The 14,005-nt window shown below is 62.3% G+C and carries 9 protein-coding genes; 8 read left to right on the forward strand and 1 reads right to left on the reverse strand.

The window, feature by feature from the left end:
* Positions 1-17 precede the first annotated feature (17 nt).
* The 8 genes from betB to yccS all read left to right on the forward strand — a co-directional run bounded on the left by betB (position 18) and on the right by yccS (position 13,262).
* Positions 18-1,490, forward strand: coding sequence for a betaine-aldehyde dehydrogenase (gene betB, locus EC919_RS13565; protein ID WP_133774661.1), 1,473 nt, complete (start codon positions 18-20; stop codon positions 1,488-1,490).
* Between the two features lie 162 nt (positions 1,491-1,652).
* Positions 1,653-3,356, forward strand: coding sequence for a choline dehydrogenase (gene betA / locus EC919_RS13570; protein WP_166650538.1), 1,704 nt, complete (start codon positions 1,653-1,655; stop codon positions 3,354-3,356).
* 244 nt (positions 3,357-3,600) lie between these two features.
* Positions 3,601-5,043 carry a TldD/PmbA family protein gene (locus tag EC919_RS13575; RefSeq protein ID WP_133774665.1) on the forward strand — a complete coding sequence of 481 codons (1,443 nt, stop codon included), beginning with the start codon at positions 3,601-3,603 and terminating at the stop codon, positions 5,041-5,043.
* Positions 5,043-6,368, forward strand: coding sequence for a TldD/PmbA family protein (locus EC919_RS13580; RefSeq protein ID WP_133774852.1), 1,326 nt, complete (start codon positions 5,043-5,045; stop codon positions 6,366-6,368). The genes EC919_RS13575 and EC919_RS13580 overlap by 1 nt, the downstream gene beginning before the upstream one ends.
* A gap of 190 nt (positions 6,369-6,558) precedes the next feature.
* Entirely contained in the window at positions 6,559-8,001 is a 1,443-nt protein-coding gene (mdtD, locus tag EC919_RS13585) for a multidrug transporter subunit MdtD (protein WP_133774667.1), read from the forward strand.
* A gap of 86 nt (positions 8,002-8,087) precedes the next feature.
* A complete protein-coding gene (dbpA, locus tag EC919_RS13590; RefSeq protein ID WP_133774669.1) occupies positions 8,088-9,467 on the forward strand; it encodes an ATP-dependent RNA helicase DbpA in 1,380 nt (459 codons plus the stop codon).
* 151 nt (positions 9,468-9,618) lie between these two features.
* Positions 9,619-10,797: an NAD(P)/FAD-dependent oxidoreductase gene (locus EC919_RS13595; protein ID WP_133774671.1), complete on the forward strand. Its 1,179-nt coding sequence runs from the start codon at positions 9,619-9,621 to the stop codon at positions 10,795-10,797.
* A gap of 257 nt (positions 10,798-11,054) precedes the next feature.
* Positions 11,055-13,262, forward strand: coding sequence for a YccS family putative transporter (gene yccS, locus EC919_RS13600; RefSeq protein WP_133774673.1), 2,208 nt, complete (start codon positions 11,055-11,057; stop codon positions 13,260-13,262).
* Here yccS and EC919_RS13605 read toward each other — a convergent pair.
* Positions 13,243-13,980: a substrate-binding periplasmic protein gene (locus EC919_RS13605; RefSeq protein ID WP_133774675.1), complete on the reverse strand. Its 738-nt coding sequence runs from the start codon at positions 13,978-13,980 to the stop codon at positions 13,243-13,245. The genes yccS and EC919_RS13605 overlap by 20 nt on opposite strands.
* Positions 13,981-14,005: the final 25 nt, after the last annotated feature.

Below are 14,005 nucleotides of genomic sequence, written 5' to 3' on the forward strand. Positions count from 1 at the left end.
ATTACTGCGAGGATTTTATGGCCCGTTTCGAACTGCAAAAACTCTACATTGACGGCGGCTACGTGGACGCCAGCAGCAACGCAACCTTTGAAGCTATCAACCCGGCCAATGGCGAAGTCCTGGCCCAGGTGCAGCGCGCGACCCAAGAAGACGTTGAACGCGCTGTCGTCAGCGCTGAAAAGGGCCAGAAAATCTGGGCTGCCATGACCGCCATGGAGCGCTCGCGCATCCTGCGTCGTGCCGTCGACATCCTGCGTGAACGCAACGATGAGCTGGCCGAACTGGAAACCCTGGACACCGGCAAAGCGATCTCCGAAACCAAATACGTCGACATCGTCACCGGCGCTGACGTGCTGGAGTATTACGCCGGCCTGGTGCCTGCGATCGAAGGCGAGCAGATTCCGCTGCGCGACACCTCGTTCGTCTACACCCGCCGCGAGCCGCTGGGCGTCACCGTCGGCATCGGCGCGTGGAACTACCCGATCCAGATCGCCCTGTGGAAGTCCGCCCCTGCGCTGGCAGCCGGCAACGCGATGATCTTCAAGCCAAGCGAAGTCACCTCGCTGACCACACTGAAGCTGGCAGAGATCTACACCGAAGCCGGCGTACCGGACGGCGTGTTCAACGTGCTGACGGGCGCCGGTAGTGACGTCGGCAGCTGGCTGACCGAGCACCCGCGTATCGAGAAAATCTCGTTCACCGGCGGCGTGCAGACCGGCAAGAAAGTCATGGCCAGTGCTTCGAGCTCATCGCTCAAAGAAGTGACCATGGAGCTGGGCGGCAAATCACCGCTGATCATTTTCGACGACGCCGATCTGGACCGTGCCGCCGACATCGCGATGATGGCCAACTTCTACAGCTCGGGTCAGGTCTGCACCAACGGCACTCGCGTGTTCGTACCGAGCGCCCTGAAGGCAGCCTTCGAAGCGAAAATCCTTGAGCGCGTCAAACGCATCCGCGTCGGCAATCCGCAGGACGACAACATCAATTTCGGCCCACTGGTGAGCTTCGCGCACATGGAAAACGTGCTCGGCTACATCACCAAGGGCAAGGAAGAAGGCGCCCGCCTGCTGATCGGCGGCGACCGTCTGACCGAGGGTGAGCTGGGCAACGGCGCCTTCGTCGCGCCAACCGTGTTCACCGACTGCACCGATGAGATGACCATCGTCAAAGAGGAAATCTTCGGCCCGGTCATGAGCATCCTCAGCTACGACACCGAAGAAGAAGTGATCCGCCGCGCCAACGACACCGAAATGGGTCTGGCGGCGGGCATCGTGACCAAGGACCTGAACCGCGCGCACCGCGTGATTCATCAACTGGAAGCCGGTATCTGCTGGATCAACGCCTGGGGCGAGTCCGACGCCAAGATGCCGGTCGGTGGCTACAAGCAGTCGGGCGTGGGTCGCGAGAACGGCATCAGCTCGCTGGCGCAGTACACCCGGATCAAGTCCGTGCAGGTCGAGCTGGGCGATTACGCGTCGGTGTTCTGATCCCGCACCGACCCTTGTAGGAGCGCGCTTGCCCGCGAACGCGTCAGGTCATTCAACGTTGCAGAACCTGACGCATCGCATTCGCCAGCAAGCCGGCTCCTACAGATTTCAACCGCGTACATTCGCTCCATTTCAGACACATCTCAAAGAGGGAACATTTCAATGTCCCAGGAATTCGACTACATCATCATCGGCGCCGGCTCGGCCGGTAACACCCTGGCAGCCCGTCTCACCGAGGACGCAGGCGTCACCGTGCTGTTGCTTGAAGCAGGCGGCCCGGACTATCGCGCTGACTTCCGTACGCAAATGCCGGCCGCGCTCGCGTTCCCGCTGCAAGGCCGTCGCTACAACTGGGCCTACGAGACCGAGCCAGAGCCGCACATGAACAACCGCCGTATGGAATGCGGTCGCGGCAAGGGCCTGGGTGGCTCATCGCTGATCAACGGCATGTGCTACATCCGCGGCAACGCCATGGACTACGACGGCTGGGCAAAAAACCCGGGCCTTGAAGACTGGTCTTACCTCGATTGCCTGCCGTACTTCCGCAAGGCCGAAACCCGCGACATCGGCCCTAACGACTACCACGGTGGCGAAGGCCCGGTCAGCGTGACCACGCCGAAAGCCGGCAACAATCCGCTGTTCGCCGCGATGGTTGAAGCAGGCGTGCAAGCCGGTTATCCGCGCACCGACGACCTCAACGGTTATCAGCAGGAAGGTTTCGGCCCGATGGACCGCACCGTCACGCCATTCGGCCGTCGCGCCAGCACCGCCCGTGGTTATCTGGACGAAGCCAAGAAGCGTTCGACCCTGACCATCGTCACTCACGCGCTGACTGACCGCATTCTGTTCGACAACAAGCGCGCCGTCGGCGTGGCTTACATGGTGGGCGACAGCGACACCCGCATCGAAGCGCGCGCTCGCAAGGAAGTCCTGCTGTGTGGCGGCGCAATTGCTTCGCCGCAAATTCTGCAGCGTTCCGGCGTCGGCCCTGCGCCGTTGCTGAAGAAGCTCGATATTCCGGTCGTTCACGACCTGCCGGGCGTTGGCGAGAACCTGCAAGACCACCTGGAAATGTATCTGCAGTACGCGTGCACAGAGCCTGTCTCCCTGTACCCGTCGCTGCTGTGGTGGAACCAGCCGGCCATCGGTGCCGAGTGGATGTTCCTCGGCAAAGGCATCGGCGCCAGCAACCAGTTCGAAGCGGGCGGTTTCATTCGTTCGCGCAAGGAATTCGAGTGGCCGAACATTCAGTACCACTTCCTGCCAGTTGCGATTAACTACAACGGCAGCAAGGGCGTGCAAGAACATGGTTTCCAGGCGCACGTGGGCTCGATGCGTTCGCCAAGCCGTGGTCGCGTGCAGTTGAAGTCGAAGAATCCGCGCGAATATCCGAGCATTCTTTTCAACTACATGGCGTCCGACCAGGACTGGCAGGAATTCCGCGACGGCATTCGCCTGACCCGCGAGATCATGCAGCAGCCAGCACTGGACAAATACCGTGGCCGCGAAATAAGCCCCGGCATTGATGTGCAGAGCGACGAGCAACTGGACACGTTTATCCGTGAGCATGCCGAGACGGCGTATCACCCGTCCTGCTCGTGCAAGATGGGCACCGATGAGATGGCGGTCGTTGACGGCCAGGGCCGTGTGCACGGGATGGAAGGGCTGCGTGTGGTGGATGCGTCGATCATGCCGCTGATCACCACCGGCAACCTCAACGCGCCGACGATCATGATGGCCGAGAAAATCGCCGACAAGATCCGCGGTCGTGCTCCGCTGCCGCGCAGCACCGCTGATTACTACGTGGCAGGCGACGCGCCGGTGCGTGGTAAGCCGATGCGAGAGGTGGGCCCGTTGGCGCAGTAACCACCGCCAATCACGGGACCGGTCCTACTAACGGCGCGCATTTGTAAGTGGGACCGGCTTCAGCCGGGAAGAGGCCAGCGGGTACACCCTCGATTTTGCGGTGTCACACCTGACGCTTTCCCGGCTAAAGCCGATCCCACAATGGCGCGCTGCGTGCGCGTTGTCCTTCCCTCCCCCGCTGCAGTGATCATCCGCGCTATGATTCGGGCCATTGCCTCTCCGAATCGCCAAGGAGCCTTCCTGCATGTTCGACTTCTCCGCTCAGCTCAAACAGCGGTTCGCCGCCCTGCAGAGCAGCGCCCCGTTTTTCTCCCTGCGTTACGTCAAACAGACCAGCCAGCATTTGTCGGTGCGCAAGAACGTCGCCGAGCCGCCGCAATTGAGCATCGACGAGGGCGCGATGCTCACCGTGCGTATCAATGGCGTCGAAGCCTATGCGGCCACTAACGACCTCTCCCAGCGCGGGCTTCAATCGGCGCTGGAACAGGCTGAGATTCAAGCGCGGCAACTGGCCCCGCATTCCCTCCTCGACCTGCGCGACCATGCTGTCGCCACCGCTCGTGCCGATTACCTTTCCCCCAACCTGCAAAGCGCTTTTCCCTCGCTCAGCGATTGCTACGCCCTGCTCAATGCCGAATCGGCGTCCGTGCCCATGGACGAGCGTCTGGTCAACTGGCAGGTGAGCCTGGGGCTGGAGAACGTCGAGCAGATCTACCTCAACAACGCCGGCGCCGAGATTCGTCAGGCCCAGCGCTTCGTCTTCCCAGGCTTGACCGTCACAGCCTACGACGGACAGGACAGCCAGACGCGCAGCCTCGGCCGCGAGAACTTCGGCCAGCAAGGCGGCGCGGAAGTCATCGCGTCCTGCGGGATCATCGGTGCGGCGGTCAACGTCGCCGATCAGGCGCTGCAACTGGTCATGGCGCCGAACACACCCACCGGCCCGCGCGACCTGCTGCTGACGCCCGACCAGATGACCCTGCAAATCCACGAATCCATCGGCCACCCGCTGGAGCTGGACCGCATTCTCGGCGATGAGCGCAATTACGCCGGGACCAGTTTCGTCAAAGCCAGCGACTTCGGCAGCCTGCAATACGGCTCAAGCCTGCTCAACGTGACCTTCGATCCTGAAATCCCCGAGCAACTGGCGAGCTACGGCTTTGATGACGACGGCACGCCGGCGAGCAAGCAATTTCTGATCAAGGACGGCGTACTGGTGAGGCCGCTGGGCGGCACGCTGTCGCAATACCGCAGCGGCATGGAAGGCGTCGCCAACAGCCGCGCATCCAACTGGAACCGCGCCCCCATCGACCGCATGGCCAACCTCAATATCGAGCCGGGCGACAAATCGATGGCGCAGCTCATTGGCGGCATCGAGCACGGCATCTTGATGAGCACCAACCGCTCGTGGTCGATCGACGATGCGCGCAACAAATTCCAGTTCGGCTGCGAGTGGGGTCAGTTGATCGAGAACGGCGAGCTCAAGGGCGTGGTGAAAAACCCGAACTACCGCGCCATCTCCGCCCAGTTCTGGCGCAACCTCAGCGCGGTCGGCGACGCCAGCACCTTCAAGGTCCTCGGCACACCCAACTGCGGCAAAGGCGAGCCCAATCAAGTGATCCGCGTGGGGCATGCCTCGCCCGCTTGCGTGTTCGCGAGCGTTGATGTTTTCGGAGGTGACGCATGATGTCCCATCAAGCGCAATTCAAGGCCCTGGCCGAGTGGCTGCACAGTGCAGTCACGGCGGAGGAGCGTTACACCTTCAGCTACGACGCCGAAGCGTCGGATTTCATTCGCTTTAATCACGCCAAAGTGCGCCAGGCCGGCCACGTGCAGCAGGCCAGCGTGACCTTCAAGCTGATCGCCGCAGGCCGTCACGCCAACCTGAATCTCACGCTGTCGGGCGATGGCGAGGTCGATCGACAGCGCCTGAGCGAAGCGCTGCTTCAGTTGCGCGAGACGCTGACGCTGTTGCCGGAAGATCCTTATCTGCAACTGAACGACGAGGCCTGGCAGAGCAGCAACGTGCAGGAAACGCCGCTGCCGGACAGCGCCCATGTCGTCGAGCAGATCGCGCGATTGGGCGAGGGGCTGGACCTGGTCGGCATCTACGCGGCCGGGCCGATCTATCGCGGCTTCGCCAGTTCAAGCGGTGCGCTGGGCTGGCATCAGGCCAACAGTTTCAATTTCGACTGGAGCCTGTTCCACGAGAACGGTCAGGCGGTGAAAGCCAACTACGCCGGCCACACCTGGACTGACGAAAGCTTCGCACGGCGCTTCGCCCTGGCCCGTGAGCAATTGGCGTTCCTCGGACGCCCGGCACATGCCCTCACGCCCGGGCAATACCGCGCCTATCTGGCGCCTGCCGCGCTGGAAGAAGTCATAGGCATGCTGTGCTGGGGTGGATTCTCGGCGCAGTCGCTGGCCGACAAGACCAGCCCCCTACAGCGGCTGTACGACGGCCACGCCACGCTGAGTCCGCTGGTGAGTTTGAACGAGCAGGTCACAGGCTCGTTGTCCCCTGCGTTTTCCGGCGAGGGCTATCCGCGCATGGATTTGTCGCTGGTGGCCGAAGGCGTGGCCCGGGATCGCATGATCGACTCGCGCAGCGCCGCCGAATACGGCCTCGTCGCTAACGGCGCAGGCTGGGGCGAGTCGCCGAGCGCGCTGAGCATGGAGGGCGGTTCGCTGGCACTGGACGAGGTGTTGAAAGCGTTGGGCACCGGCCTGTACATCAGCAACCTGTGGTACCTGAATTTCTCGGACCGCACCGCCGGGCGCATCACCGGGATGACGCGCTTCGCCACGTTCTGGGTCGAAGACGGGCAGATCAAGGCACCGGTCAACACCATGCGCTTCGACGACAGTCTCTTCGCGCTGCTGGGCACGGCGCTGGAACAACTGACCACAGAAAGGGAACTCCTGCTGTCGACGAGCACCTACAGTCAGCGCCAGACCGCCTCGAATCTGCTGCCGGGTGCGCTGCTGAGTGGGTTGACGCTGACGCTGTAATCTATCTGTGGGGGCCGGCTTGCTGGCGAAAGCGGTGGGTCAGTCACCTCAAGCGTGTCTGATGTAATGCGTTCGCCAGCAAGCCGGCTCCTACGGAATGCGACCATGAGCGGGACATGCCGCGTGACAGGCAGCCCGCGATAGCAACAAACCGATCAAGCACGAGCCACCACAAGGACCCTCGATCCACATGCCGACCTCAACACCGCAGCTGGACGCCCGCACCCTGCGCTGGATGCCATGGGTCATCGCCATCGCCTTTTTCATGCAAAGCCTGGACGGCACGATCCTTAACACTGCGCTGCCATCCATGGCTCGCTCGTTGTCAGAAGACCCGCTGCGCATGCAGTCGGTGATCATCGCCTACATGCTGACCATCGCCCTGCTGATCCCCGCGTCGGGCTGGATTTCCGACCGCTTCGGGATCAAGCGCATCTTCTTCAGCGCCATCCTTTTGTTCAGCTTCGGCTCGCTGCTGTGCGCAGTGTCCAACTCCGTCGGCATGCTGGTCGGGGCGCGGGTGATTCAGGGGCTAGGCGGCGCCCTGATGATGCCGGTCGGCCGGCTCATTGTTCTGCGGGCCTACCCACGGACCGAGCTGGTGCGCACGTTGAGTTTCATCACCATGCCCGCCCTGCTGGGCCCGCTGATGGGCCCGACCGTTGGTGGCTGGCTGGTGGAATACCTGAGCTGGCACTGGATTTTCCTGATCAACCTGCCGGTGGGGATTCTCGGGTGTTTTGCGGTGCGCAAATTCATACCCGATCTTCAGGGCGGCGGTCGTACACGTTTTGATCTGGTGGGGTTCGGGTTGTTTGGCGCGTCGATGGTGCTCATTACCATTGCGCTGGAAGGCCTGGGCGAACTGCACTTGCCGCACTTGCGGGTGGTGATGCTGCTGTTCGGCGGCATGGCCTGTCTGGCGGCGTACTGGTTACGCGCCAGTCACGTGGACGCGCCGCTGTTCTCGGCTCAGCTGTTCAAAACCCGAAGTTTCGCGGTGGGCATCATGGGCAACCTGTTTGCCCGCCTGGGCAGCGGAGCCCTCCCTTTTCTGCTGCCGCTGATGCTGCAAGTCGCCCTGGGTTACTCACCATCACATGCCGGCATGAGCATGATTCCCCTGGCGCTCGCGGCGATGTTCGCCAAGCCTCTAGCGACCAAAGCCATCGAACGGCTGGGTTATCGCATCGTGCTGACCGGTAACACCCTGCTGCTGGGTATCTTGCTGGCGAGCATGGCGCTGGTCAGTGCCGACACGCCGTACTGGCTGCTGCTGATCCATCTGGCGTTTCTGGGCGGAGTGAACTCGCTGCAGTTCTCGGCGATGAACGCGGTGACGCTGATCGATCTCGACGACGCCAGTGCCGCCAGCGGCAACAGTCTGCTGTCGGTGGTCGCGCAGTTGTCCCTGAGTCTCGGCGTCGCCTGCGGGGCCGCGTTGCTGGGCGGATTCAGCGACGACGTGGCGACGGGTGAAGTCAGCGACGTGCTCGGCGCGTTTCAGCTGACCTTCCTGTGTGTCGGCGTGCTGGCGATGTTCGCGGCGTCGATCTTTCTCCAGCTTTCGCCACGCATGGCCCCCGAAGCACCGGCGCGCAAGCCACAACCGGAGCCCGAGATCGAGGCGTGAATCACTCACCATTTATCGCGCGCGGCCCCAAGGCAGGGGCCGCGACCTGATACACTGCGCGACATTTTGTTTTGCAGGCCCGTCCCGTGACTAACACCGCTTTTAACTCACTGCCCCTTTCCGCCGCCATGCTGGCTAACCTGGAGTCCCTTGGTTATGCCGAGATGACGCCGATTCAGGCGCAGAGCCTGCCGGTGATCGTCAAGGGGATGGACCTGATTGCCCAGGCCAAGACGGGCTCCGGCAAGACCGCTGCATTCGGCATCGGCCTACTCAATCCGATCAATCCGCGTTACTTCGGCTGTCAGGCGCTGGTGCTCTGCCCCACCCGTGAGCTGGCCGATCAGGTGGCCAAGGAAATCCGTCGTCTGGCGCGCTCCGAAGACAACATCAAGGTGCTGACCCTCTGCGGCGGCGTGTCTTTCGGCCCGCAAATCGGCTCGCTGGAGCACGGCGCGCACATCATCGTCGGCACGCCGGGTCGCATCCAGCAGCATCTGCGCAAGGGCTCGCTGGTGCTGGACGGCTTGAACACGCTGGTGCTGGACGAAGCCGACCGCATGCTCGACATGGGTTTCTACGACGCCATCGCCGACATCATCGAGCAGACGCCCAAGCGTCGCCAGACCCTGCTGTTCTCGGCCACGTACCCGGTCGGCATCAAGCAGCTGTCATCGAAGTTCATGCGTGATCCGCAGACCGTCAAGGTCGAGGCGCTCCACGCCGACAGCCAGATCGAGCAGATCTTCTACGAAATCGCCCCAGAGGAACGCCTCGAAGCGGTGGTCCGCGTGCTTGATCATTTCCGTCCGCAGTCCTGCGTGGCGTTCTGCTTCACCAAACAGCAGGTTCAGGAAGTGGTCGATCACCTGACCGCCAAGGGCATGTCCGCCGTCGGCCTGCACGGCGATCTGGAACAGCGCGACCGCGATCAGGTGCTGGCGATGTTCGCCAACCGCAGCACCTCGGTGCTGGTGGCGACCGACGTTGCCGCGCGTGGCTTGGACATCGATGGTCTGGACATGGTCCTCAACGTCGAGCTGGCGCGGGACTCGGAAATCCACATCCACCGTGTCGGCCGTACTGGTCGTGCGGGTGAGACCGGCATCGCCGTCAGCCTCGTGGCCCCTGGTGAAAGCCAGCGCGCCCGCGCGGTTGAAGAACTGCAGAAAGCGCCGCTCAACTGGCAGCAGTACGACCAACTGGAACGCAAGGAAGGCGGCAAGCTGCTGCCACCGATGACCACCCTGTGCATTGGCTCCGGCCGCAAAGACAAGCTGCGCCCTGGCGACATCCTTGGTGCACTGACCGGCGAAGCAGGCATTCCCGGCACTCAGGTGGGCAAGATCGCGATCTTTGATTTCCAGGCCTACGTCGCCGTGGAACGCAGCATGGCCAAGCAGGCGCTGGAGCGTTTGAACAACGGCAAGATCAAGGGCAAATCGTTGCGCGTGCGGATTTTGTAAGGTCCGCAGCTCCTCTTTGTAGGAGCGCGCTTGCCCGCGATTGCGGTGTGTCAGGGCATAAATGTCTCACTGAACCACCGCAATCGCGGGCAAGCGCGCTCCTACAGGTTCACCGCTACCCCCTGGATTATTTACACCCGAGGACACCGCTTTGCCCGTTACTGACGTTGTGATCATCGGCGCCGGCGCCGCAGGTTTGATGTGTGCATTCACGGCGGCCCAGCGCGGGCGCAAGGTCATGTTGATCGATCACGCCAACAAGCCGGGCAAGAAAATCCTCATGTCAGGCGGCGGCCGCTGCAACTTCACCAACCTGTACACCGAGCCCGCCAACTTCCTCTCGCAGAACCCGCATTTCTGCAAATCGGCGCTGGCCCGCTACACCCAGTGGGATTTCATCGAACTGGTGGGCAAGCACGGCGTGCCGTACCACGAGAAGAAACTCGGCCAACTGTTCTGCGACAACAAGTCCAGCGACATCCTCGGTCTGCTGCTCGCGGAATGCGACACCGCTGGCGTGAGCTTGCACATGGACACGTCGGTGCAGAGCATCGAGAAAGCCGAAAACGGTTACCTGCTGAAAACCACCCTGGGTGAACTCCGTTGCGAGTCGCTGGTGATTGCCACGGGCGGCCTGTCGATCCCGACGCTGGGCGCTACCGGTTTCGGCTATCAGGTCGGCAAGCAGTTCGGCCACACGCTGTTGCCTACCCGGGCGGGCCTGGTGCCGTTCACCATCACCGATCAGTTGAAAGAGCTGTGCACCGAGCTGACCGGCACGTCGGTCGATTGCCTGGTGAGCTGCAACGACAGCAGCTTTCGCGAAAACATCCTGTTCACTCACCGTGGCTTGAGCGGGCCAGCGATTCTGCAGATCTCGTCTTTCTGGCAGCCGGGCGACACGGTAGAAATCAACCTGATGCCCGACCATGACGCCCACAGCTGGCTGACCGAGCAACAGGCCGAACGCCCGAACAGCGAACTGAAAACGCTGCTCGGCGAGATTTTCACCAAGAAAATGGCCAACCTGATTGCCGAGCAATGGTTTGTGTCCAAGCCGATGAAGCAGTACACCCACGCCGAACTGGCCGACATCGCCACCAGACTGGCGAGCTGGCAAGTGGTACCGGCGGGCACCGAAGGGTACCGCACAGCGGAAGTGACACTGGGCGGCATCGACACCCGTGAAGTGTCGTCGAAGACCATGGAATCCCTTAAATCGCCGGGCCTGTACTTTATCGGCGAGGTGCTGGATGTCAGCGGGCATCTGGGCGGCTTCAACTTCCAGTGGGCGTGGGCCTCGGCGTATGCGGCGGCGCAGTTCGTTTAGCGTGCAACGACATCAAACACTGTAGGAGCGCGCTTGCCCGCGATTGAGGTGGGTCAGCCAACACCTGTGCTGAAGCCACTTACGTCTTCGCGGGCAAGCGCGCTCCTACAACGACCGAGACCAGCACTCAGAACCCTGTTTCAGAGACGCCACGGTGAGCATCACGGAATAAATTTTGCTAACCGGATGTACAGCGCGCATCCGGCGCTGTACATATCCCTCAGCAAAATCAATCGCGAACAAGGCCGTCAGCGTTCATGGCATCGACATCGTTGCGTAATACATTTCGCCGTCTCTGGGCGCTGGACAAGTTTTCCTACAGCGTGCGGGTTTTCATCGCGCTGACCGGCAGCATGGCGCTGTGCTGGTACCAGAACGAGATGTCTCAGTTGATCCCGCTGTTCCTCGGGATTATCGCCAGTGCCCTGTCGGAAACCGACGACAGCTGGCAAGGCCGCCTCAATGCGCTGGCCGTGACGCTGGTGTGTTTCAGCATCGCGGCGTTGTCCGTGGAGCTGCTGTTCCCCTACCCCGTGATATTCATTTGCGCCTTTGCCTTCGCGGCGTTCTGCCTGACGATGCTCGGCGCGCTGGGCGAGCGCTACGGCGCCATCGCCTACGCGACGCTGATTCTCTCGGTCTACACCATGATCGGCGTCGATCAGCGCGGCGGCGAAGTCACCGATTTCTGGCACGAGCCCATGCTGCTGGTCGCAGGCGCGGCGTGGTACGGCCTGCTGTCGGTGCTGTGGCAGATGCTGTTTTCCAATCAGCCGGTGCAGCAGGCGCTGGCCCGGCTGTTTCGCGAGCTGGGCCTGTACCTGAAACTCAAATCCGAGTTGTTCGAGCCTATTCGCACCCTGGATATCGAAGCCAAGCGGCTGGAGCTTGCCAAGCAGAACGGCAAGGTCGTCGGCGCGCTCAACGTGACCAAGGAAATCATCCTCAACCGCGTCGGCAGCGGTCGCCCCGGCTCGAAGGTCAGTCGCTACCTGAAGCTGTACTTCCTGGCGCAGGACATCCACGAGCGCGCCAGTTCGTCGCACTATCCCTACAACTCCCTGGCCGAGGCGTTCTTCCACAGCGATGTGCTGTTTCGCTGCCAGCGCCTGCTGCGCCAGCAAGGTCGCGCCTGCCGTGACCTGTCGGCGTCGATCCAGCTGCGCCAGCCGTTCATCTATGACGACAGCTTCGCCCACGCGCTGAATGATCTGCGCGCGTCTCTGGAACACCTGCGCATTCAGAGCAACCCGGCGTGGCGCGGGCTGCTGCGTTCGTTACGGGCGCTGGCCAATAACCTCGGTACCCTCGACCGGCTGCTCAGTGATGCGAGCAACCCCGACGCCCTGGCCGACGCCACCGACAGCAGTCTGCTCGACCGCTCGCCGCGCAACCTCAAGGACGTCTGGACCCGCCTGCGCCTGCAGCTGACGCCGACCTCGCTGTTGTTCCGTCACGCCCTGCGCCTGCCGCTGGCGCTGGTTATCGGCTACATCATGGTTCACCTGATTCACCCGTCCCAGGGTTACTGGATCATCCTCACCACGGTGTTTGTCTGTCAGCCCAGTTATGGCGCAACGCGGCGTAAACTCGGGCAGCGGATCATCGGCACCGCGATTGGCCTGACGGCGGGCTGGATTCTGTTTGACCTGATCACCACACCGGTCCTGCAATCGATGTGCGCGGTGCTGGCCGGCGTGGTGTTCTTCGTCAACCGCACCACGCGCTACACGCTGTCTACCGCAGCGATTACGGTGATGATTCTGTTCTGCTTCAATCAGGTCGGCGACGGCTACGGCGTGTTCCTGCCGCGCCTGCTGGACACGCTGCTGGGCAGCCTGATCGCCGGCCTGGCGGTGTTCCTGTTCCTGCCCGACTGGCAAGGTCGTCGGTTGAACAAGGTGCTGGCCAACACGCTGTCGTGCAACAGCATTTACCTGCGCCAGATCATGCAGCAATACGCAAACGGCAAGAGCGACGATCTGGCCTATCGACTGGCCCGCCGCAACGCCCATAACGCCGACGCGGCGCTGTCCACCACGCTGGCCAACATGCTGATGGAGCCGGGGCATTTCCGCAAAGAGGCCGACGTGGGTTTCCGCTTCCTGGTGCTGTCACACACCCTGCTCAGTTACCTGTCGGGACTGGGCGCGCACCGGGACGCACCGCTGCCGCCCGAAGTGCGCGAGCAACTGATCGAGGGCGCTGCAGCCAGCCTTGCCGCGAGCATCGACGAAATCGCCCAAAGCCTGGCGATGCGTGAGCCGGTGGCGGTGCAAAGCGACGCAGAGGAGGCGCTGGCGACGAGCCTGGAACAGATGCCGGAAGAAATCGACGAGGGGCAACGGCTGGTGCAAACCCAACTAGCGCTGATCTGCCGCCAACTGGGGCCACTGCGCACCCTGGCAGCGCACTTGATCAAAGAACCGGTCAAAGAACCCGACATCACAGACCGTGCAGCTTGATGAGCCTGTCGTACGTGCCGTCGGCTTTCATGTCGGCGATAGCCTTGTCGAAATCCAGAACGATCTGCTGATGATCCGCCCGCTTGATGCTGACCAGCATGTGCAGACTGTTTTCGCTCAGTGATTTAGGCAGGAATTCAACGTTGGCCTGCACGTCGGCCGGCTCGCGATTGAGGGCGAACCGCGCCGCGTACTCGTCTTCCACCGTCAAGTCGACCCTGCCCGCTGCAAGCATTCTGACGGCGGTCGAGAAACCCGCCACGGGCACCTTTTTCAGGTCGGCATCGGCGTCGAATTCCGGCGAATAGGCGTATCCGCGCACGACGGCGATGGAATAGCCGTGCAGCTGCGGCAGGTTCTGAAAGTCGATGGACGCGTCTTTGCGCTTCAGGAAACGCAGGCGGTTGATCAGGTACGGCGCGGAGAAAACCCCGATGCGCGTGCGGTCTTCGCTGTACCAGGCGTTGATAACGATGTCGTATCGCCCTTCGCTCAGCCCGTGTATCGCCCGCGCCCAGGGGACCTGCTCGTATTCGGTGTCGTAACCGGCGCGGCCCAGCGCCGTGCGAATCAGGTCGGTGGAAAGCCCGTCGTGGAGCAATGACACATCGGCATACGGCGCCCATGCATCGCCGGCAAGACGCAATGTCTGCGCGACCACGCCTTGGGCTATCAGCATCATTCCCAACAGCCCTGCGGCGCACAGCAAACGCGTCATGCTCAGCTTCCTTGTGGCAACTGGC

It is taken from the genome of Pseudomonas graminis (genome assembly GCF_004364335.1).
GTDB classification, from domain to species: domain Bacteria; phylum Pseudomonadota; class Gammaproteobacteria; order Pseudomonadales; family Pseudomonadaceae; genus Aquipseudomonas; species Aquipseudomonas graminis_D.

Excerpts from the sequence above, each read along its gene's own strand:
- EC919_RS13575 (WP_133774665.1), top strand. The coding sequence starts at position 3,601 with ATGTTCGACTTCTCCGCTCAGCTCAAACAGCGGTTCGCCGCCCTGCAG.
- yccS (WP_133774673.1), top strand. The coding sequence starts at position 11,055 with ATGGCATCGACATCGTTGCGTAATACATTTCGCCGTCTCTGGGCGCTG.
- betA (WP_166650538.1), top strand. The coding sequence starts at position 1,653 with ATGTCCCAGGAATTCGACTACATCATCATCGGCGCCGGCTCGGCCGGT.
- mdtD (WP_133774667.1), top strand. The coding sequence starts at position 6,559 with ATGCCGACCTCAACACCGCAGCTGGACGCCCGCACCCTGCGCTGGATG.
- EC919_RS13605 (WP_133774675.1), bottom strand. The coding sequence starts at position 13,980 with ATGACGCGTTTGCTGTGCGCCGCAGGGCTGTTGGGAATGATGCTGATA.
- betB (WP_133774661.1), top strand. The coding sequence starts at position 18 with ATGGCCCGTTTCGAACTGCAAAAACTCTACATTGACGGCGGCTACGTG.
- EC919_RS13580 (WP_133774852.1), top strand. The coding sequence starts at position 5,043 with ATGTCCCATCAAGCGCAATTCAAGGCCCTGGCCGAGTGGCTGCACAGT.